The organism is Deinococcus hopiensis KR-140, from assembly GCF_900176165.1.
Classification (GTDB): domain Bacteria; phylum Deinococcota; class Deinococci; order Deinococcales; family Deinococcaceae; genus Deinococcus; species Deinococcus hopiensis.
Genome location: NZ_FWWU01000006.1, coordinates 37,059 through 57,451, shown reverse-complemented (window position 1 = coordinate 57,451; position 20,393 = coordinate 37,059). Strand labels below are relative to the sequence as shown.

Here is a 20,393-nt window from a genome sequence, read left to right as displayed (position 1 = left end):
ACCCTTGGCTGCCCACCCTCGCGGCGGCGCCTCAGCGCGAACACGACCACGCCTCGATTGGCGCGTCCCGCTCACGCGAGGTCATTCGGCTTCAGTGGAGCATAGGGCCGTAAACAGTTTTTACCCCCACAACGCCGCTGTCGGTCTCCGCGCACCAGCGGCCCAGGCGTCCGCGCGACCTCCCGTCTCCAGCGCCAGTTCGGCGCACGCTTCCTGACTCACCGCCTTTATGTCGGTCTCGCCACGCGGAGGCGAGGGCGTTTTCCCAGGCGACGGCGCCGGTAGAAAATGACGGCGGACAGATCCGGCCGATCCTACCCACAACTTCCGCCGGGTGTGCCGCGGAGCCGCGGCGGGCCGCCCCTTCGCGGAGGGTGGGTTCCTCACCTTTCAAGTTCAGCCCGTCGGTAAAACCCGCCGGCTGGTGCCCTGCGGGCGGCGTCCCGACGGAGATCTGGGAGAGGCCAGGGCCGGTTGCGGATCAGCACGATGCTGAGGAGGATGTCCCGGTCCTCTCACTTTCTCTTCCACCGCAGATGACGTCCCGCAACCCGCTGCTGACGCTGAGACAGCTGCAGGCCGTCATTGACGCCAATGGCGACTGCATCAAGGTGCTTGACCTGGACGCGCGGCTCCTTACCATGAAGCTCGGCGGTCAGCAGGCCATGGAGATTTCGGACTTCCGGCAGTGCCGCAACGCCGTCCTGACGCCGTTCTGGGAAGGCGATGACCGCACCCAACTCGACGCCGCACGTGCGGGGGAGACCCGCACCTTTCCGGGGAGGGCCCGGACCTTCATGGGCACGCCCAAATGGTGGACGGTCACCGTGGCCCCGCTGTGGGATGACCACGGACGGATGACCCACCTGCTCTCCACCTCCCGCAACATCACGGCGCAGAAGATGGCCGAAGAGGCCCGGGAGGCGGCGCAAGGCTAGTTGGAACAGCATGCCCACCTCCTGGAGCAGCAGGTCCGTCAGCAGACACAGGCGCTGGAGGAGCGGGCCGCGGCGCTCGGCGCATTCGTCAGCTTTACCGAGGCTGTGGGGACGGACACCAGTCTCCACCGCCTCGCGCAGCGGGCGGCGGCCGTGCAGGTCAGCCTCAGGGATGTCAGCGTGGCGTACTACGAACTTGACCGGCCCCGCCGCCCTCTGGAGGGGCGCGGTGTGGTCCGGGGATGTGGTCCCGGAAGTGGTGGCGCAGCTGCAGGCGGGGATATCCCTGGACGCGCCCAGCTTTGCCGAGGCCGTGCGCCGGGGCGCGCCCACCTTTGCGGAGGGCTGGAACGCCGAGGACAACGCCCTGTCCGCAGCCGCCGGGTACGGCGCAGCTGGACTCGTTCCGCTGCTGATCGGTGGCGAGGTCCGCGCCATCCTCGCGGTGGGCAAGCGGACGGCCGAACGGTGGTCCGCTCGGGAGCAGGCCATCGTGCGGGCCGTGGTGCGCGGGCTGAGCCCGGCCCTGGAGCGCGCCGCCCAGGCGCAACAGTTGACGCAGCAGCGTGACGACCTGAACCGCCGCACGCAGGAGTTGGAGACCCGGCTGCAGCTGAAGGAGGATTAGGGTGCCGCGACGGACCCCACGGCTCTGAACACGCCCGATCAGGGCCTGGTGCTGACGCTTCTTCCGCCAGGCTTCGCGGCCTACTACGAGGCCCAGGGCGGCCGGTGGCAGCTGCGCACCCAAACAGGAGCGGTCAGATCGGCCGGAATGCAGGCGCTTATGGACGCCGGCTTCCCGGTCGGCCGGACGCCCAGCTTCGACCAGGTCGCCCAGACGGGTGAGCCGTCCTTCGTGGAGGCCTATGACGCTGAGGCAGACGTCGGTCCAGCGCTTGACCCGGAAGTCACCCAGGGCGTGGTGGCCCACGCCACGCTGCCCCTGATCGTCGGCGGGGAAGTGAGGGGACTGTTCAACGTGCCCCTGTTCGAATCGCGGTCGTGGACAGCGTCGGATCAGGCCGTCCTGACCACGGCGACCCAACACCTCGCGGTTGTGGTCGAGCGTGTGGAGCGCAGCGCCCAACTGGTCCGGTCAAATACAGAGTTGCAGGCGTCAAATCAGGAGCCCGAGGCGTTCACCTGGTTCGCGACGCTGGCCCGACGGGACCCGGCCCAGGGAGATCTGGCGCGCGGAGCGTCACCCTGGCGTGGTCACCGACGCTGCGGGCCGAATGGAGACGCTGCTGGACGCCATGTTGGTCCTGTCACGGGCGGGCCGGGCGACGCTGAACCTCCAGACGGTCTCCCTGCAACGCTTGGTTGATCAGGCGCAGAAAGACGTGACCTTGATGTTTCCGGATGTCCGCGTTGCCTGGACCATTGACCCATTGCCGACGGTTCAGGGGGATGCGGCGACCCTGCAGCAAGTGTTCGGGCATCTGCTGAACAACGCCGTGAAGTACAGCCCAGGCCAGGCGGAAGTGCGGGTCTGGTCGGAAGAGCGGGAGCAGGACTGGGCGATCCTGGTGAAGGACCGGGGCGTCGGCTTTGATCCCCTGTATGCAGGCAAGCTGTTCGGGGCGTTTCAGCGCCTGGTGGCGCGCCACGGCGGGCAAGTGTGGGCAGAGGGCCGCGTGGGCAAGGGAGCGGCATTCGGATTCTCCCTTCCGAAGAAGGTGTTGTCCTAAAGGAAACGCCGCCGCACGGCGTTCCCGCCTCACCGTGGACCGGGGAATGACGCTACACACCCTGAAGACCCGCGCGTCCCTTGCCGACAGACACCCCCACCTCCCCGGTCCGCTCGTCACGCCCCTGAGGCGCCTGGCCTGGGCGTCCTGCACGGGTGCCCTCCGCCTCAGCCGAAGAGCCCAAAGTTCCTGTTGATCCACCGGGCGCGGCCGAGGGCGGCGCATTTTGCTGACCACCGTGATGTAGAGCACCAGTCAGGGTGAGGACCTCTTTTTGGCCGGTCCCGGCGGGCGAACATGAATGCGCGTGGGGAAAAGGGCGCCCCTCACGGCGCCCTTCGGACACACGCGCTCAGAAAGCGGGAACGGCGGCAAACTGGTTTGCCCACACGCCACCCGAAGTGCTGCCAGCACTTGTGCTGGGTTGGACCGGGGAGGAGCGCAGGGCATACCCTTCGCCGTCCTTCTCCTCGCGTCCGGGCCGGGCGTAACCGCCGCAGTCCGGCCACAACTCCATCCAATTGGCCAGATTTGCGCGAGAAGCGGCGTGCCGCTCGTCCTCCTGACCTGGAAATCCCACGCTTGCTGTAGGCTGGAGTTGCTTGAGGCCGCAGCAGACGGCACCGCAACACTCCCTTTCAAAATACCCGAGGGCGAGGTTCTGGACCGGAGAGGTTCTGGCACAGATTCGCGCACGTCTGCGCTTTCAACACGCCCTGGTGGCCCGTGTACTGCGGATGGTCGGCCCCACGCTACATGTGGACCGGCACGCCGTCCATTACTTCGAACGGGAAACGCATCCCATCCGGGCATCTGAAAAGAGGGCCGCAAACGGGTGCGTTCGTGCCGGTCCCCGGGTCTGTGGACCCCCCACGCCCTCATGGGGAGGCGTCCAGGGCCCGCTGGACCGCCGCAGCGGCATGGAGCGTCGTCGTATCGAAAACGGGCACAGGGCTGTCCTGGTCTCCCACCAAGAGCATGATTTCCGTACACCCCAGCACCAGACACTGGGCTCCCCGATCTGCCAGCGCCTGCATGATCCGGACGTACTCGGCCTTGGACTCCCGCTTCACCTGGCCCTGCACCAGTTCTTCGTAGATGACCCGGTGCACGGCGGCGCGGTCCGCTTTTTTCGGAACGATCACGTCGAGTCCGTGCTTCTCGCGCAACCGGCCCGTGTAGAAATCCTGCTCCATGGTGAAGGCCGTGCCCAGAAGACCGACGCGCGTAAAGGCGTGCGCGCGAATCTGCTCTGCCGTGGGGTCGGCAATGTGCAGCAGCGGGATGCTGACGCTGGCCTCAATCTCACCGGCCATGCGGTGCATGGTATTGGAGCAGATGACGAGAAAGTCCGCACCACCACGTTCCAGACGTTGCGCAGCGTCTTGCATGACCGCGGTGGCCCGGTCCCATTCGCCCGCGTGCTGGTACCGCTCGATCTCCGCGAAGTTGACGGTGTACATCAGGCTTTGGGCCGATGCGAGGCCACCGAGCCGGCCGCGAACCGTTTCGTTGATGACGCGGTAGTACTCCGCACTGGACTCCCAGGAGAGTCCTCCGATCAGTCCAATGGTTTTCACTGGGCCCCTTCCAGGGACAGGCCACGGCGCCGTGCCGCCAGGTGAGAGCGCGTGTGCCGGGTTGCGGAGGGGGATGTGGGCCGCGTTTCCAGCTCACCGGCGCTGTGGTGCGGGCCCACCCCGGTGGTGCGTTGGCGACCGACGCGGATCTCCGGGTCCCGAACCGTCACGCCCGTCCATGCCCTGTGCGCGACCCCTTGGCGTACCGCAGCGTGCCGGGACAGGCTTTCCGGCGCAAAGAGGGGGCGATCAAACGGCCTGAGCAGGACGCGAGCGGCGATCAGGCCTTCCATACTGGCACCGGTGACGGCGGTGTGCGGACGCTGGCATTGATTCATACATTCACCTCGAATGGCCTTCTTGACCTGCCCGGGACTGTACGAACGGCAGGATGACTCCTGGATGACGCGGCGCACTCCAGGCCTGTGATGCGCGGTTCCCGGCGGCCCACCGGCATTCCAGGACAACCCTGGAGACCTCAGAACGGGCCCCCCAGGTGCAGGCCTCCTTCCGGCGAGCAATGGCGGGTGTCCTGCAGGCCGCCGGTAAGGTGCCCCCTGACGCCTGCAAGCGTGGTGTCTGGCCCCCGCTCCATCCACCGCGACCGACGCCCCCTTTCAGGATTGAGTGAGACGGTGGGCGGGGACGGCGACGCGGAGCCGGCGTCAAGCGGGGGGGCGCTGGGCCTCAACGAAGCGAATCTGGGCTTCGGCGGGCCGGAAAAGGCGATTTCAAGGCGTTTGGGTCACCTGAGGAGGTGGCAAAGCCGACCCCCCCGCTGTCATACCGGGTGTTTTTCCTGTAAAGGCGGCAAGGGCCCCTCTCCAGGGGCCTCCGTCTCCCACGTTCTTTGGCCCACCGAATTCGGGCCACCTCCACTTCAGCTCGCCGCTGGCGGTGACGAAGGTGGGCCGGTTTGCGCCGGCACTGCAGTCACCTGCGGGCATGCCCAGGCAGGCCGCTTGTACCCCGGGACGGCGCCGTAGGTCCCCAACCCCCACCGCGCCCCGTTTGCCGCGTTCCGGACGGGCCACCGGGAGAGGCGTGGCGCCGATGATCCCCCCTTTGCAGCGTTTCGCGGGGCGGACCGGGGCGGTTCGGGCCGCGAAACGCCTGCGTGCCGCCTTCCGCCGGATCGGGGGAGACGGCCGCGTGAGGCCACACCGGAGCAGCCCACGGCGCCTCCGGGTATTCCTTGAAGTTCCCCCGTTTCGCGCGTGCAGGCCTGTTTTCCCCGGGAGGGTCGGTCCGGCACAGGGCCCGGCCCCCCGCGCCCCGCGGCCGTGACGGTGCCTGGCCGCCTGCCTGGCGCGGGGGCCCTTCGCGGTCTTCCGGCCACCCGGTTCTCACGAGCTCAGGGACTGAGCTGCGAAATGGCGTCCTCAATGGCCCGCTTGAGGGTCAGCGCCACCTGGTGTTCCGTATTCGTGTACACCTCCGTAAAGGCGTGACCCATAAACGCGCCGCCCTTCTGCATCGGGGGCACCGACGTGTCGTTCGTCGCCATCACCGGAAACACGAGGCCCAGGGCCGCGATCACCAGGTCCGAACGCGTGGTGACGTAGCGGGACTCCAGCGGAACGTGATCGTTGGGCACCGCCACCCCGACCATGCGGAAGCGTTCCAGCGGCACCTCCCGCCGCTTCAGTTCCCTGATCACCACCTCCGCGTACAGGTTGCCCTGACTGTGGGCCACCAGCACGACGGGAAGCCCCTGGCGCAGCAGGGCCGCGATATTGTCGGTCAGTGGAGCGATGCGCGCGTCTGTATATGTGGACGCCTGCACGGCCGTGCGGAGCCTGACGGTGGTGTTCACCAGCCGGTCGAGGTAAGCCCGCACGTACTCCTCAGCTGCGGCCGTAATCTCCTGCTCAGAGGGCACCGCCGCCTGAGGGTGCAGCAGCGATGCAGGACTGCTCAAAGCGGCCAACAGTCCGCTGGGAGACCTGGGGACTGTGATCGCCCGCGAGAGTGTGCGCGTCAGAACGTCGCGTACGGCCTGCTCCACTCCGTCTGGAGCGCCGTAATCACGGCTGAACTCGGACGCCCCCCCAGGACGCTCGCCCAGCTTCTGCCGAAACACTTCCAGAAAGTCTGCCAGCCCGTCGGTCGGGTTGTAATTCAAACCGTAGATCAGCCGCTGCCCCCGGTACTCGCTGCCCAGCAGCTTCTGCAGCGCCCGAACGCTGCTGAGCGCCCGCTCTTCCGGCGTCAGAATGCCGTTCTGAAACAGAATGACCGTGCAGTTGCCCTGGCATTGGGCCAGTGTTTCGCCCGAACTGCTCGCGCCCGGCGAGGAAATCAGGCCGCTTTGCGCACTTGCCCGGTTCTGGAACGCGGCGTAAGCGTCCAGACGCAGCGCGGTGTTGAGCGTCCGTGACCGGACCTCCGCAGCCAGGGAGGTCCAGCGCGCCTCCCCCTGTGTCTGGAGACCCACGAGGGCCTGCACGCCGAGCCAGAGTTCGTTTGGCTTCTCACCCCCCACGGTGGCCCGCTGAAGGCTGCGCGCGTAGTCACGCAGGGCGTCGGCGCGCAGCCGCTGTTCGGGCGCCGGGTAGCTGGCCGCGATGAACGCGTCGAGGTCGTCGCGCACCCCGTTGCTGTCGCTGTCCGGTCCAGCCAGGCTGTCCTGGAGAGCGCTGCCGGAAGTCGCGCAGGCGCCGCCCAGAAGGGCCAGGCTCAAGGACAGGAATACGGTGAGGGTACGGCGCGCGGGGGAAGTGGAGGAACGCGGGGGCCGGGCAGGCGATGGGCGAAGCATGAAGGCAGCTTGCTTGAGCCCCAGTGATTCGGGGATGACTGGTCCGGGGAGGCCGCTGTTCGCGGCGTGCAGGACGCGCCGCGCTCTGGCCGGAGGTGCTGGGGTCTCTCTCCCCGCGTCCTCCGGCAGCAGGGCGCCGGAGGGCAGGCTGTACCGCGCGGCGAAGACGAAGTGGGCGCAAGGGCCGCTGCCCGTAGACGCTTGTGGCTGCGCCCCAAGGAAGAGATGGCCTTCCGTGTCCCTGCGCTTCCCCGGCCTGACAGCTCGAGCGCCTGGGCCAGCTGCCAGGAAAAGGAAGCCGGTCTATGCCGCGTTTGGGCAGCAGGCTGATCTTCCCGGCCCGCAAAAACGTGGGGAGAGGTGGGTGTCAGCAGGCGTGCGGCGGCGGAACCAGTCGCGTGGGCGGGGCGGCGAGTTTCAGAACGCGTCCTTCAGCCACCTGGGGAGGGTGGACGTGACTTCGGCGCGCCCAGCTCCCGGCCTGTACAGCGTTCTCCAAATGGCGCCTTGAAGGTGTTGTGCGAAGCGCCGCTCTTGATTCGCGCCGCAGTAACGCTTGTGGGGTTGCGGCCGCCGGTCAGGCAGCGCCGGCGCCAGGGGCCACGAGATCCCCAGGGCTTGAACGCCCACTGCCGCGGAAACCGGATCACCCGTTCCGTCCCCCTGCTGCGCGGCTTTGCAAGTCCGCCACGGCGCGTCCACGCCTGTGCGTTACCGCTTTTCCTGCCTGCACTGCGGCGCAGCGTTGCGCGTCCGCCCGGGTTGGCCCGCGCTCTTACCACGGATGAAGCGCAATCCTTCTCAGGCGAGGAGCTTCAGGGTGAGGAGCATGCTCAATGGCAATCTGGGTCCATCCTGAACAGGGACCCCGCGGGAGGCGCTGGGGGGCAGCGCCGCAACAGACAGCTGTAGAGAAACAGCAGGGCGTCGTCGGGCTCATAGAACGTGCGCGGCTGCTCGTCCCCACACTGGACCGTGGCCCGCCAGCCTCGTGCATCGGTCCAGACATACAGGAGTGACCGGTGGCCGGGACCGGCGGCCTCCAGCCCGTTGGCGCTCAACTCGCCAGCATCCACAGCCGGGTCACTTCCACAGTTCGAGCTTCAGGAAGACGTTGGTCACGGGCGGCGTCACGGTCACGCCCGACTGGCCCCGGGCGGAGGCCGAGTCCACCCAGTCGCCGGGGTCGGGCTGGCCGCTGCCATTGGTGTCCTCCCAGGCCAAAATCTCGTAGGCCACACCCTCGAGGTTGTCCAGCGAGAAGTTCTGCTGGCGGCCACTGCCCGTGAGGTTGACGAAGCGCACGCTCCCGTCCTCAGCGCCGCAGCCGCGGTCCACGCGGCAGGCGATCACGGCCACCCCCATTGGCGCGTGGCCCTCGGGGAAATTGAGCATGCCGGTCACGCGCCGGACGCGCTGTCCTGCGGGCGAGGCGCCCAGGGTTCGTGGGCGGTTGTACAGGCTGTCGCGCGATTCTCCTTTGGGATCGCCGAGCACGAGCGTGTCACCGCTGAGTTTCCAGGTAAAGACCGAGGGCCGCAGTTCGTGGGTTTCGTAACTCTTGCTCGGCGAGCAGGTATAGCCCTTGTTGTGGGCGGCGCTCGGCGTGAAGGTCAAGACGTTGCCCTTGAGGCTGACCTTGCCCTTGCTGGTGGTGAGCAGTTTGGAGGTGCATCCGTACGTGGTCACGACGATGATGCCGCTGCGCTCGTAGCTGCCGTCCGCCTGGATCCGGATGATCTCACTGGTGCCGCTGCCCTCTGCGTATTTTCCAGTCGAGGGGTCGTAGTACTCGGTGGGCGAGACGTAGCCGTACTCCCACTGGCCTTGAAGTGGGGCGGGCACCGTGGCCGCGCGGGCAGGGGCGGCCGCGGCGAGCGTCAGGGTGGGCAGTAGAACCTGGAGGAAACGGCGCTTCATGGTGAACTCCTTTGGCAAATGGTGCGGATCAGCTGAACGCGCTTACCCTAAGCAGCCGGGAGTGACGCGGCGGTGACACGCCGGGAAAGTGGTGCCGCAACACCTCCGCGCAGGGGCGTGGAAGGCCGCGGGGTTCGGTGGCACCTCGGCGCGTCCGCCCCCACGTCACCCTTGAAGAGGCGCTGTGGACCACACGCAGTGACGGCGGCCGATCCGAGGTGCCCGCAACGGGCCGTGCCCGAACTTCGGGGCCAGCAGCAAGACCCACCGCGTCGCTGTACGGAAACCCGGGACGGTGGCGATTTGCACCGCGAACCAAAGCCCGGTCCGGCGGCGGAGGCGTGCAGGCGGCGGTGCGCGGCAGGCGCCTGATCCCCTGGGTTTCCCGCCCCCCCGTCCACCCTGGTCTGCACGGACCTCAGCCCGTCAGGGACCGGCGAAGAACGTGGTCCCAAAGCGCGTGTACGCCAAGGTGAGGCGCAGCGGCTGAAGCGCCCGTTACGCTGATGGCGTGCGGCAAAACACCTCCGTGCGTCTTCGCTTCGTCCTTGAAGAAGCTGAACACCTGCTTGGCGCGGGGATTGGGCACCGAAACTGGTCCCCCGCCTTTGTCGGCGCCAACAACGGGCGACAGGTCCGTATTGCGGCCCAGCAGGGCACGAAGGTATCCAGCAGAGACTCCTTCGGGAGCAAGTTGACCGCCCGAACCGTGCTCGTGGTGATGTCCCCTCTGGAGAAGCGGTCGCCACGCTGCCAACGGGTTGAAGATGTGCCCTTCCGCCTGACCCCCGGGTATGCGCAGGTCGGTGCGTTTCCACGATCCGCACGGTGGACGACGTGGTCGACGCAGAGAAACGCCGTCACGTCACCCCGGCCTACACCCCCTAGGCCAGGGAGCGCATTTTCCAATCGTATCCACCCTTGTTACCCTGGACGCCATGGCGCCCACACAGGGGTGGAGATTACAGCTCTGGGGAGCACCGGGCCTGATGGGCCCCCTGGGTGTTGCGCCGCGCTGTGAGGGCAAGGCCCTGGCACTCCTGGTGTACCTGGCCCTGGAAGGTCCCTCGACGCGCGCCCGGCTGGCCGATCTGCTGTGGCCGCAGACCGGCGCAGCGAGCCGCAACAACCTCGTGGTGCTGTTGCGCCGCATGCGGCAGGCCTACGGCGAGGCGCTCTGGACGGTTTCCGGTCCGCTGCTGACCCTCGGTGGGCAGGTCGAGGTCGTGCGCGGCGGTGCGGCGCTGCTGGGAGACGCCCTCCCCCTGGCGGGCTGGGACACGCCCGAGTTGCCAGAGTTCAGCGCCTGGATCGCCGAGCGCCGGCAAAGCCTGCGGGCCGAGGCCCTGCAGACCTTGCGCGAGCAGGCGCAGGGCCTTGAAGCGCGGGGAGCGTACGCCGGGTCCCGGACCGTCCTGCGGCGCGCGCTCGACCTCGAACCCTTCTCAGAGGAAACGGCCCGCGCCCTGATGCGGGCCGAGTACCTCAGCGGCGACCCTGCAGCGGCCCTGCGCACCTTCAGCGACCTGCGCCTGACCCTGGAACGCGACCTGAATGTGGTGCCCACGGCCTTGACCCTGGCGCTGGCCGAGGAGATCCGGCAGGCGGCCAGGTCAGGGCCTGGCCTGCCCCCGGCGCGCAGCGGAGCGGTGCCCACCCCGCTCGCTGCCCCCCAGCTGATCGGCCGTCAGGCACAGTGGCAGGCCATGAGCGCGGCCTGGACTGCCGGTCAGGCGGTGGTGCTGACCGGTGAGGCTGGCGTGGGCAAGAGCCGGCTCGCGCGGGACTTTGCGGTGGCCTGGGAGGCTGGGGCCCCAGGCGAGTCTCGTCCGGTCACCGCCTTCTGCGGCCGTCCGAGCGACGCCCCAGTCCCCTATGCGGCCGTGACCCGCAGCTTACGGGAGGTGCTGGCGCGGCAACCGGGGCTGCCCATCCCAGCGCCCACCCGCCGAACCCTGGCGGCGCTGTTGCCTGAACGGTTTGGAGCGGTGCCGCCGCCGGAGCGTGACATTGGTGCGGCCCTGGACACGGCGCTGCGCGAGGTTTTCGCGCTGGCCCTGACTGAAGGCTCCCGCCTGCTGCTCGACGATGTCCATCTCATGGACGCGGCTTCGGCCCGCCTGCTGCTCACACTGGCAGGGACGGTGGGGGGCCCCGCCATGGTGGCCTGCGTCCGCGACGCGGAGGTCCCGGCCTCCGTCGCTGCTGTCCTCGACGAGCTGTACCGCGCGGGACGGGCGGTGCGCCAGCCACTTGGCCCACTGGACGTGGAGGCGGGCGCAGCGCTCCTGCACAGCCTGGGCCGCGCCGAACTCGGGCCCCATATCGGCCGGGCCGTGCAGTTCGCCGGCGGGCGGCCCTTGTTCCTGTTGGAAACGGCGCGCCACTTGCTCGCCCAGGCCGGGCGCCTGCCCCCGGCGGGGTCTGCCGAGGACCTGATCGGTCGGTGGGCCGAGCAGCTCTCGCCTGAGGCGACGCAGGTCGCGCGGGCAGCGGCCGTGCTGTCGCACGACCTGAGGCCGGAGGTGTTGGCCGATATGCTCGGGCTGCCGCTGCTGAGCGTGGTCGGTGCGTGGCAGGAGCTGACCTCACGCAGCGTGGTCGCCGGCGATCACTTCACCCACGACCTCGTCAGGGACGTGCTGCTCGGCCGGCTCCCACCCGCCCTGCGCGCCTTGCTCCACCGGACGGCCGCCCGCGCGCTGGCGCGCGACGGCGCGCCCCATTCCCGGCTGGCCCTCCACTGGGAGGCGGGCGACCGGCTGCCCGAGGCGGCCCGCGCCCTCGTTGCAGCGGGCGACGACGCCCGGTCTCGGGGGCTGTACCGCGAGGCCCTCGCGTTCTTCAGGCGCGCGCAGGAGCGGTACGACCGCGCCGCCCTGCGTTCCGAGGCCTTCCTGGCGCTTGTCGCTCAGGGCGAAGTGTTGTACGTCCTGGAAGACGAGGTGCCGGAGTGGCAGCGCGCCGCCGAGGAACTGCAGGTCCGCGCCGTGACGCCGCGCGAGCAGGCGCAGGCCCTGCTGCAGCGTGCGCGGCTGCTCTTCGCCATGCAGCGGGAGGCGGAGCAGGAGGAGGCCACCAGGCGGGGTCTGGCCCTGGCCCAGCAGGTGGGCGACGCTGGCCTCGAAGCCGAACTGCTCGAATCCCTGGCTGGCCGCGAGCTGCACCGCGATTACCGCGCTGCTCAGCCCATCCTGGAGCGCCTGAATGCCCTGTCGGGCGACCTGAGGCGGCCCGAGTTGCGCGCCTGGGCTCTGGAGGGTCTGGGCCTCGCCACCTCCATGACCAATCCCCAGCAGGCTCCGGAACTGCTCAGGGCCGCCGAAGCCCTGCACCTCCAGACAAAGCCGCCTCCCTACGCGGCGTCGGCCAGCGCCAAGCAGGCGCGCGCCCTGTACAAGCTCGGGCAGTTCCCCGAAGCGCTGGCCCAGGCCCAGCGTGCCCGGAAGCACCTCGGTCTGGGCGAGGGTTTCCGGGTGGTGCAGCTTATCAACGCGTATGGCGAGGCCCTCTGCCTGTGGGCGCTGGGGAAGCAGGCCGGCGCGCGGCGGCTGGTGGAGGGCTGGGCGGCGGGCGCCCCAGACGCCGAACACACCCAGACCGAGCTGAGCTGGCACGGTGCCCTGGAACTGGTTCAGACCTGGCTCCACCTCGCCGCAGGCGAGGTGGAGCGGGCGCAGGCGCTCTGCGAGCGGGGACGCGAGAACGCGGCCCTTCCCCATACGCTGCGCGCGGAGCGCTTTGCCCTGACGGCGGCGGTGGCCACCGCCGCCGGCGACAGGACGGAGGCCCTGGCTGCCCTTGACGGCGCGCTGGCGCTGACCCGCTGCCAGGGTGACCTGTACCTCACGGTACGCTGTGAGGCGCACCGCGCTGCGCTGCAGGGCACGCCCGAAGCGCTTCGCGCCGCCGCCAGGACGGCGCAAGGCGCCGGTTTATCTGGTCTGGCCCGGGCCATGGCGGGAGGGCACAGCGCGGGGGGGGACCCCGCCCTGGCACTCAGCCTGCAGTTGTCCGCCCGCTTCACCGCGTAGACGCACGGTGATGCGCGTCTATACTCCATGTATGGGTCGACCGTCAGGAGGGGCGCACTTGAGCTTGCTGGGCGCGCCGCAAATCCTCCTGGACGGGAAAGTGCGCGTCCTGGATGCCCGGCCAGCAGCGCTGCTCGCCTACCTCGCTGCCGAAGGGCCGCGGCCCCGAAGCGCCTGCGCGGCGCTTCTGTGGCCCGATACCCCCCCAGCCGCCGCGCGAAACAACCTCGCGCAACTTCTGCGGCGGCTGGAGCAACAGGCGGGCCGGGTCCTGGTCAGCGGGCAACGCGGCCTGGCCCTCACGCCCCACCTGACCGTTGACCTCTGGGATCCGCCGCTCCCCGGTGAAGCGGCCCTGCTCGGGGGCGTGGACGCTGACTTCAGCCGGGCTTTTGAGGACTGGCTGGACGCGCAGCGCGAACGCCGGCGGGTCGCCCAGGACCAGCAGGTGGTGCAGGCCATCGCGGCGCTGGTGGAGGACGGCAATCTGATTGCCGCGACCGCTCTGGCGGCCCAGCGCGTCGAGCGTGACCCGCTCAACGAGGAGGCCCACCAGCTGCTGATGCAGCTGTACCATCGCCGGGGAGACCGCGCAGCCGCCATGCAGGCCTACCTCCGGCTCCAGGCGACCTTCCGGCTGGAACTGGGTGAGGAGCCCTCGGCCGAGACGGCGCGGCTGGCACGTGACCTGGCGGCCGGGGAGGCGGCGCACCCTCCCCGGCAACCGATGCCCCTGAGTCTGCTGCGCCCGCCTGTGCTGCTCGGCCGGGAAGAGGCCTGGGCCCAGATGGAGGCGGGCTGGACCGCTGGCGCCGGGGTGGCGCTTATCGGCGCGCCTGGCAGCGGCAAGTCGCGCCTGGTGCTGGACTTCGTACAGGCGCACCCCAATCACCACGTGCTGCTCCTTCAGGGACAGGCCGGTGACCAGGACACCGCGTATTCGGCCCACGCCCGCACCTACCGCCAGACCCTCGACGCCTTTCCCGGACTGGCCGCCAGCCTTCCCGACTGGGTGCGCCGCGAGCTGGCGCGAATCATTCCCGAACTGGGGCCGGCGCCGGCCCCGCTCGCCTCGGACGAGGAAAAACTGCGCTTCTACGACGCCAAATACGAGGTGTTGCGCCGGGTGACGGAGCGTGGACCCGTCGTCTTGATCTCCGACGACCTCCAGTTTATGGACGACGCCTCCATTGAGGCGGGGGCGTACGTGTACGCCAAGTTCTGGGGCAACGGCCACGCGCCGCTGCGCTCCATGTTCTGCTACCGAGAGGGCACGCTCTCGGCCGCGGCGGAGGCCCTCTCCCGTCAGATGTACGCCAGTGGCCTGGTGCGGCCCGTGCACCTGGCCCCGCTGGGCACGGACGCCACGGAGGCGCTGCTCCGCAGCATCGAGGTGCCCGGCGCGGCCCGGTTGGCGGTTGAGGTGCAGCGGTTTACCGGAGGCAACCCGCAGCTCACTCTGGAATTCGCCAAGTACCTGTACGCGCAGGGAGAATTTGGCGTTGAGGCCGTCAAGGAGGCCGCCAACCGAACCCTGGGGGGCCTGGTCGCCGAACGGCTGGCGCGGCTCTCGCCCGCCGCGTTTCAAGCCGCGCAGGCTGCCGTCACGCTGCGCAGCGACTTTTCACTGGAACAGGTGGCGGAGGTGCTGGGCTGGGGAATCATGGAACTGCTGGGCGCCTGGGAGGAACTGGAACACGCCCAGGTGGTGCGCGGCGAGCGCTTCGCGCACGACCTCGTTGCCCAGGCGGTGCAGGGCCGCCTGGAAGAAATGCCCATGGTGTGTGCCCTGCTGCACCGCAAGGCAGCCCGCGTGCTGGGCGAGCAGGGTGCGCCTCCAGCCCGGGTGGCCGCCCATTGGCAGGCCGGAAACCAGACCGCCCAGGCCGCGCCATGGTGGGAGCGGGCCGCGCAGCACGCCGAGGCCACCCGGCACTTCGCGGAGGCGGCCGGGTTCTACCTCAGCGCCAGTCAGGCCTTTGCCGAAGCCGGGGATGCGGGGCGGGCTGAGGAGATGCGGCGCCGAGGCGAGCACGCCGCCAGGCTGTCAGCGCCCGTCACCGCCTGAGGAAAAGCACCGCCTCCAGGCGCCGGCGGTGCGGAGCAGGGAAGGTGAAGAGGGCAAGGATACGGATGTGGCGCGGCCCTGACGCACAGGCGTGGAAGCGCCGGAGCGGACGGAACGGATGATCCGCAATCCGTATGAACGCCGCGCCCGTCAGCGCCCCCGCCGCCCAGGCCTCCTTGGCCGGCGGGGGAGAGGCCGCCAAATGCAACTGGGCTGGGGCCCCTGGAAACAGTAGAATATATAAAATCAAGCTTCTTGTCCCTTTTCCGCCGAGTTCGCCCGGAGGCGCGGCACCCTCAAGTGCGCGGAGCACCGGCGATACTGCCCGCGCCGTCTATCCGGCACTTGCCTCCCCACCGCGGCGGAACGTCCGCCGCCCGTCTCCGGGCGAACTCGGCGGAGACGTCTGTGCAGGCGTGCGCCTTGCTGGTCCCGCCTGAGCAGCGTGTGCTTTGCAGCAACGCGTGCTGTGTGGGAAACGAACGGCTCCGGCGCTGCCCTCCTGCGGGGAGCGCCAGCGCGGCGGCTGGCGCTCCCCGGCAGCACGTTTGCGCGCTGAGACTGGTCCGCTGCCGGTGGTGCAAACCGGCTCTGTTCGTGTGGGCAGCGTGGAGGTACGGTCAGGTATGGCCCTGCCCCCCGATCCCAACGCGCCTCAGGACTTTGACTTCATCACCGGTGACTGGCGGGTCAACCACCGCCGGCTGAGCGCCCTATTTTCGAACTGCACGCAGTGGACAGCGTTTGAAGGGGCTTCGTCGACCACCAAAACGCTGGGCGGCTTCGGCAACCTTGAGGACAACGTCCTGCACTTTCCCACAGGGACGGTCCGCGCTCTTGCGGTGCGCTCATACTGCGCCGCGGCCGGTACCTGGTCGATCTGGTGGCTCGATGGCCGGTCGCCCACCACGCTCGGTGTCCCAGTCGTCGGCCGATTTGCTGGGCATGTGGGGACGTTTTACGCCGACGACGTTCTTGGAAGTGCGCCCATCAGGGTTCGCTTTGTCTGGACCGCCATTCCTGGAGAGAACCCCCGCTGGGAACAAGCGTTTTCCAATGACGGCGGCAAGACCTGGGAGACCAATTGGACCATGGCGTTCATGCCCGTTGGCGGTCAAGCGCAGGACCCCAGCGTTCGGGGGAGAGGGGTGGCCGCGCCATGAGCGGGTGCAGCCTGGCGGTCCGCCTCCCGCCGAACGCGCGGAGAGGCAAGCCACATCCGCGCCATTCCTGGAAAATAGATACAGGATGCGTAGCGAGAACCGCTAAGGAGTCGAAGCTCCATAAACGTCGTCTGAGTGGTAAAAAAGCACTTCTTTTTGGACCCAAGTCATTTTAAATTGGTTTTGGCCGATTCAGACGGTGTTTCCTCAAACTTGACCCACGACTGCGCAAGAGGTCTTGAATCCAGGTCAGGCCCCACGAAATTTGCACTGGCAAGCGCGCTTGAATGTTGAAACGGGCAGGGGCTGCGAATCCGCCGCGACGAAGTCCAGTGCCTGGACTTCAGCGGCCAACTGTTCGGCCACGGGAGTTAACCGGGCGAGCCGGATGCGGACCTGGGGCCCGGGCGGAGCGTGCGGAAAGTGGTTGAGTTTGGGAAAGCGCCACCAGCGGCTGAAGTGCGGCACCTTGCTCAGGTTCTGAAGAAGGGCCACTGCAAGCAAGTCTGCGTCCGAGACTTTTTCATGTGGATGCAGCAGTTTCGAGGGAATGTGACGCCCAATCCAGCGGCTGGGTGGGGTAAAAGCGCCACCAGCGGCAGTAAAGTGAGGTCAGGGCGGCCCATAACACCGTCCCTTTTCCATTTTTTGCCCTACAGGTCAACCCCTATTTTCCATACACCCTTGAGATAAATACTCTTTTGGTATACCGGCGACATCTCCATTGACGGTAGATAACATGAAGCTGACCTCCTGGTATCTATTACGGAACTATTGATCCCGGCGTAAGTTCGCACCGGTTCTACCCGACTTGAGGCATGAGGAACGTGGCCAGCACACATGACGTCCCACCGTGATCCATACCGATTTATGCCGGGATCAATAAAGTGATTTCCACCTTTTGGCGCATGAGAGCCACTCCGCACTAACTGTACTTCGGGGAAATTCAGGGACCACTGAATAAAGCTGTGCAGGCGCGACAAGATCGGCATTGAGGTGGCAGGGGCCCACCTCCGCTCGTATGGTAGGAACGGTGTTTCCTTTGAGGTCATCGGGCTGGGTCAAGCGCAACCATTGAAGGAAGGTCAGAGCCACCATGCACAGCACGGCGTGGTGATGGAGGCCCTGCCAGGAACGACCCTCAAAGTGGTCCAGACCGACTTCGTCCTTCAGCTCTCGGTGCGTCAGCTCACAAGCCCAGCGGCGCTTGTTCACCTCCACCAGACGAGAAAGTGGAGTGTTTTCGGGCAAGTTGCAGACGTAATATTTGCGTTCCTCTCCCCGGCGTTGTTCCCCAATAATCCAGGCGGCTTGCCCAGGAAGGTGCTGGCCCTGCGCGTTCTCCTCTCCATCGGCGAGACGCACGTACACGGCGGCAAAGCGTCCTGAGAGGGGGGCCCTTGGTCCCATGTCGCCACACCAGGTGCTGCATGGCAGCACCTTTGAGGACCTCTTCGACCGATTGCCGGTCTTCTGAGGGGGTGGGGGACTTGGGTCTTCTGCCCCGAAAGAACTTGGGGATGGGGATCAATCGGACCTCCTTGGGATAGACCCTCTGCGTGCGGGTGATCCCGACGGACCACAGCAGTCCACGCTCGGTCAGCGCGTGGCGCCCCAGTTCCGCCACGCGCTGACCGAGCGTCCGCCAAAACCATGCCGAAGGTCACGTGTTCGCGCACCCGGTCCAACTCCTGAAGAGCCAACGCCCATTTGGTCTGCGGCTGCTGGTGTTCCACTGGAACACCAGCAGCTTGAAGACGCACCGGATCACTGGTCCACTCCTGCGGGAGGAAGAGTCGTAGGGCCAGGGGGACAGGCAAGTGGGCCAAGGTCAGGGAGACCAGACACTGACAGGACGTGATCTTGCCCACCTGTCCTGAATATTGACGGGCCACGCCCACAGACTTCGTTCCAAACTTGGTCAGGCAGGTACCGTCAATGATCAGGACAGCGTCTTTGCCTCCAAGCATCTGCTGGGCCCGCTCAGCCAGCAGCGTTTCGAGGGGATGAGTCGTCCAGGGACTGTCGGTGATGAAGTGCTGAACGTGGTCTTCTTTCCCAGGAGCGACCACGGCAGCCAGAGGGTGCATGCTTTTCCGCGACGCAGCGCTGCACAATCCTCGGACGTACAACGGTGCCCAAGTCCGTTGTGCTGCGTGGCGAAAGTGCGTTAGAAAGGGCGCAAACCAAGTGGGAAAGTGTCGGACCCAGGGCGACATAGCACCTGGCATAGCTGGAGGCCAGCATCGGTCATGCTGGCCTCCCTGGTCCTACTCTGGATTTCCCCGAAGTACAGTTAGGCCTTCATAGACGAGCTTTACAGCCTCACCATCAACTTTGCCACATACGAGAATCACTTTGGTCTCGTATAAGTCCATCTATGAACAACTCGCACGTCCATCCGCTAGACATTTCTTTGACTTAAGTTATTGACGATCTCCAGTCTGCTCTTTGTTCCATCAAGCATAATTTGAAAAAGTTTCCACGGTGTTACTCTTGCTTTCTTATCCTTGCTGTATCGCTGCATTCATTTCATTGGGATGAAACGTGTTCGCAATTTGGGCAGGTCACGTCGGTGATGCCCTCACCTCGTTTGATCCCACCCAGTTGCCCAGGCTCTGCTGGGTCATCACCAGGATTTTTCGTTCCGCTTGCACCTTACCTGACGGGCAAGGCGGCGCGCACGCCGGAGGCCGCTCGTACGGAGGGCAGTTGACGTCACCGGCACTTGAACTCCGCCGCACCGCGAACCCGTTCGGCGCGCCTCCATCAGACCATCATCAAAGGGAGGAGGGATGATGGTCCTCATGAAGAAGTTGCTGACCGCTTCCCTGGTCATGGGCGTTGCCCTGCCGACCCCCGCGCTCGCTCAGGCCCGTCTGAGCGCCCAGAGCATCATCGTCAATCCGGCGCCCGCGGACCTCAGCGTCAGCGTGCGGGTGGACCGCGACCCCACAGGCGCCGCCGTTCCCGTCTACCGGCCCGGTGAAGACGTGAGCATCAGCGCCACCGTGAATCAGGACGCCTACGTGTACCTGTTTAGCGTGGACGCCTCCGGTGATGTGACCCAGATTCTGCCCAACCGCCTGGGCGGCGAGAACTTCATCAAGGCGAACACGACCGCTGTGTTTCCCCCCGCGGGCAGCAACTTCCGCTTCACCGTGGACGGTGAGAACGGGCTGAACAAGGTGCTGGCGCTCGCCAGCCTCACCCCGCTGGACCTCTCGCAGCTCAGCGCCTTCAAGTCCCAGCAAGACCAGTTCGCCACCGTTACGGCGCGCGGCCAGGAGGGGCTGGCGCAGGCCCTGAGCATCGTGGTCAATCCCGTTCCACCGCAGAGCTGGACGACCAACACGGCCTTCTTCTCCGTTGTGCCCCAGACCCCCGTGACGACGGGCAGCCTCTTTGTGGGCACGAACGTCAGCGGGGCGACCGTCTTCCTGGCCGAGCAGCGCCTGGGGACCGCCAACGCGACCTACAGCAACCTGCGCCCCGGGACATACCCCGTGCGCGTGCAAGCTGCGGGCCAGCGTGATTTTACAGGGACCGTCACCATCCGGGCGGGAAGCGTGAGCAACGTCAATGTAGATTTCGCGCAGGCCGCGCAACCCGCTCCGGTGGCCCAGCCGGGCGCGGCCACGGTGCTCGACCTGTTCCGCAGCCTGCTCGGCGCCGTCTCGGGCCAGGTGCAAGACCCCGCGCGCAGCGCCTATGACCAGAAGGTCGGCGAGTGGCAACGTCAGGGCTACGCCCTGCAGTCGACCCGGCAGACCGCCATGGGCTATGAGGGGATGCTGGTCAAGGGGGCCAGCGCCGTGACCGTGACCGTCACGCGCGGTGTAGGCCGCACCCTGAGCGTACAGGTCAGCGAGACCACGCAGTACCGCTACTAAACCACGGCTGAATGCGGCAGGTGCGCGCTGCTCCCGTTGCAGGAAGCGGCCGTTTCGCCGCCGCGCGCGGATTGGCCCATCACCTGTCCGGGGCAGACGCCGCCTGGGAAGGCTCCGGGCGATGGGCCACCATCGCCTGGTACCGTGCAGCGCGGAGGCCGCCTCCAGAGCTGGCCGTCTACCGCCTGGGGAGAAGTGGGAAAAGTCCCCCAGCGCTACCGTGCCAAACGCGGAGAGCTCCGTCCCAGACCATGGTTGTGCTGGAGCTCTCGGCGACCCGCACCGGGCCGGCACGGCGACCAAGCCCGCATCCGCCTTGGAAGAGGGGCTCCTCTGGACCCA

General features: G+C 67.5%; 12 protein-coding genes and 2 pseudogenes. 8 read left to right on the top strand and 6 right to left on the bottom strand.

Going from position 1 to position 20,393, the window contains the following annotated elements:
- The first annotated feature begins 536 nt into the window (after positions 1 to 536).
- The 4 genes from B9A95_RS07055 (at position 537) to B9A95_RS07040 (ending at position 2,632) form a co-directional block, all read left to right on the top strand.
- Positions 537 to 938 carry a PAS domain-containing protein gene (locus tag B9A95_RS07055; RefSeq protein WP_084046231.1) on the top strand — a complete coding sequence of 134 codons (402 nt, stop codon included), beginning with the start codon at positions 537 to 539 and terminating at the stop codon, positions 936 to 938.
- Between the two features lie 196 nt (positions 939 to 1,134).
- Complete coding sequence (locus B9A95_RS07050) at positions 1,135 to 1,566, top strand: GAF domain-containing protein (protein ID WP_139806556.1); 432 nt, start codon at positions 1,135 to 1,137, stop codon at positions 1,564 to 1,566.
- 48 nt (positions 1,567 to 1,614) lie between these two features.
- Positions 1,615 to 2,268, top strand: coding sequence for a GAF domain-containing protein (locus tag B9A95_RS07045; protein ID WP_170928494.1), 654 nt, complete (start codon positions 1,615 to 1,617; stop codon positions 2,266 to 2,268).
- The gene (locus B9A95_RS07040) at positions 2,198 to 2,632 is read left to right on the top strand and encodes a sensor histidine kinase (protein ID WP_170928493.1); all 435 of its coding nucleotides are present in this window, start codon (positions 2,198 to 2,200) and stop codon (positions 2,630 to 2,632) included. The genes B9A95_RS07045 and B9A95_RS07040 overlap by 71 nt, the downstream gene beginning before the upstream one ends.
- Before the next feature lie 878 nt (positions 2,633 to 3,510).
- On the opposite strand, the gene B9A95_RS07035 is transcribed toward B9A95_RS07040, so the two are convergent.
- From B9A95_RS07035 to B9A95_RS07015, 4 genes are all read right to left on the bottom strand, one after another.
- The gene (locus B9A95_RS07035) at positions 3,511 to 4,212 is read right to left on the bottom strand and encodes an aspartate/glutamate racemase family protein (protein ID WP_084046227.1); all 702 of its coding nucleotides are present in this window, start codon (positions 4,210 to 4,212) and stop codon (positions 3,511 to 3,513) included.
- Entirely contained in the window at positions 4,209 to 4,550 is a 342-nt protein-coding gene (locus tag B9A95_RS07030) for a hypothetical protein (protein WP_084046226.1), read from the bottom strand. The genes B9A95_RS07035 and B9A95_RS07030 overlap by 4 nt, the downstream gene beginning before the upstream one ends.
- 1,016 nt (positions 4,551 to 5,566) lie before the next feature.
- Entirely contained in the window at positions 5,567 to 6,973 is a 1,407-nt protein-coding gene (locus tag B9A95_RS07025; RefSeq protein ID WP_084046225.1) for a hypothetical protein, read from the bottom strand.
- 1,083 nt (positions 6,974 to 8,056) lie between these two features.
- Positions 8,057 to 8,893, bottom strand: a complete 837-nt coding sequence (locus B9A95_RS07015; RefSeq protein ID WP_084046223.1) for a hypothetical protein — start codon at positions 8,891 to 8,893, stop codon at positions 8,057 to 8,059.
- Positions 8,894 to 9,831: 938 nt separating this feature from the next.
- On the opposite strand from B9A95_RS07015, the gene B9A95_RS07010 reads away from it, so the two are divergent.
- The 3 genes from B9A95_RS07010 to B9A95_RS06995 all read left to right on the top strand — a co-directional run bounded on the left by B9A95_RS07010 (position 9,832) and on the right by B9A95_RS06995 (position 16,158).
- A complete protein-coding gene (locus B9A95_RS07010; protein ID WP_170928492.1) occupies positions 9,832 to 12,927 on the top strand; it encodes an ATP-binding protein in 3,096 nt (1,031 codons plus the stop codon).
- 31 nt (positions 12,928 to 12,958) lie between these two features.
- Entirely contained in the window at positions 12,959 to 14,995 is a 2,037-nt protein-coding gene (locus B9A95_RS07005; protein WP_170928491.1) for an ATP-binding protein, read from the top strand.
- 578 nt (positions 14,996 to 15,573) lie between these two features.
- Complete coding sequence (locus tag B9A95_RS06995; protein ID WP_212648267.1) at positions 15,574 to 16,158, top strand: hypothetical protein; 585 nt, start codon at positions 15,574 to 15,576, stop codon at positions 16,156 to 16,158.
- Positions 16,159 to 16,410: 252 nt separating this feature from the next.
- On the opposite strand, the pseudogene B9A95_RS35110 reads toward B9A95_RS06995, so the two are convergent.
- Positions 16,411 to 16,784 (bottom strand): annotated as a pseudogene (locus tag B9A95_RS35110) (IS982 family transposase); the annotation flags it as partial.
- Positions 16,785 to 17,104: 320 nt separating this feature from the next.
- Positions 17,105 to 18,389: pseudogene (locus B9A95_RS36850) on the bottom strand (IS701 family transposase).
- 576 nt (positions 18,390 to 18,965) lie between these two features.
- Between B9A95_RS36850 and B9A95_RS06975 the strand changes: the two are divergent.
- Complete coding sequence (locus B9A95_RS06975; RefSeq protein ID WP_084046539.1) at positions 18,966 to 20,051, top strand: DUF4384 domain-containing protein; 1,086 nt, start codon at positions 18,966 to 18,968, stop codon at positions 20,049 to 20,051.
- The last annotated feature ends 342 nt before the right edge of the window (positions 20,052 to 20,393 follow it).

Coding starts and splice junctions, on each gene's coding strand:
- B9A95_RS07055 (WP_084046231.1), top strand. CDS start 537: ATGACGTCCCGCAACCCGCTGCTGACGCTGAGACAGCTGCAGGCCGTC.
- B9A95_RS07040 (WP_170928493.1), top strand. CDS start 2,198: ATGTTGGTCCTGTCACGGGCGGGCCGGGCGACGCTGAACCTCCAGACG.
- B9A95_RS07030 (WP_084046226.1), bottom strand. CDS start 4,550: ATGAATCAATGCCAGCGTCCGCACACCGCCGTCACCGGTGCCAGTATG.
- B9A95_RS07025 (WP_084046225.1), bottom strand. CDS start 6,973: ATGCTTCGCCCATCGCCTGCCCGGCCCCCGCGTTCCTCCACTTCCCCC.
- B9A95_RS07015 (WP_084046223.1), bottom strand. CDS start 8,893: ATGAAGCGCCGTTTCCTCCAGGTTCTACTGCCCACCCTGACGCTCGCC.
- B9A95_RS07010 (WP_170928492.1), top strand. CDS start 9,832: ATGGCGCCCACACAGGGGTGGAGATTACAGCTCTGGGGAGCACCGGGC.
- B9A95_RS07005 (WP_170928491.1), top strand. CDS start 12,959: ATGGGTCGACCGTCAGGAGGGGCGCACTTGAGCTTGCTGGGCGCGCCG.
- B9A95_RS06975 (WP_084046539.1), top strand. CDS start 18,966: ATGAAGAAGTTGCTGACCGCTTCCCTGGTCATGGGCGTTGCCCTGCCG.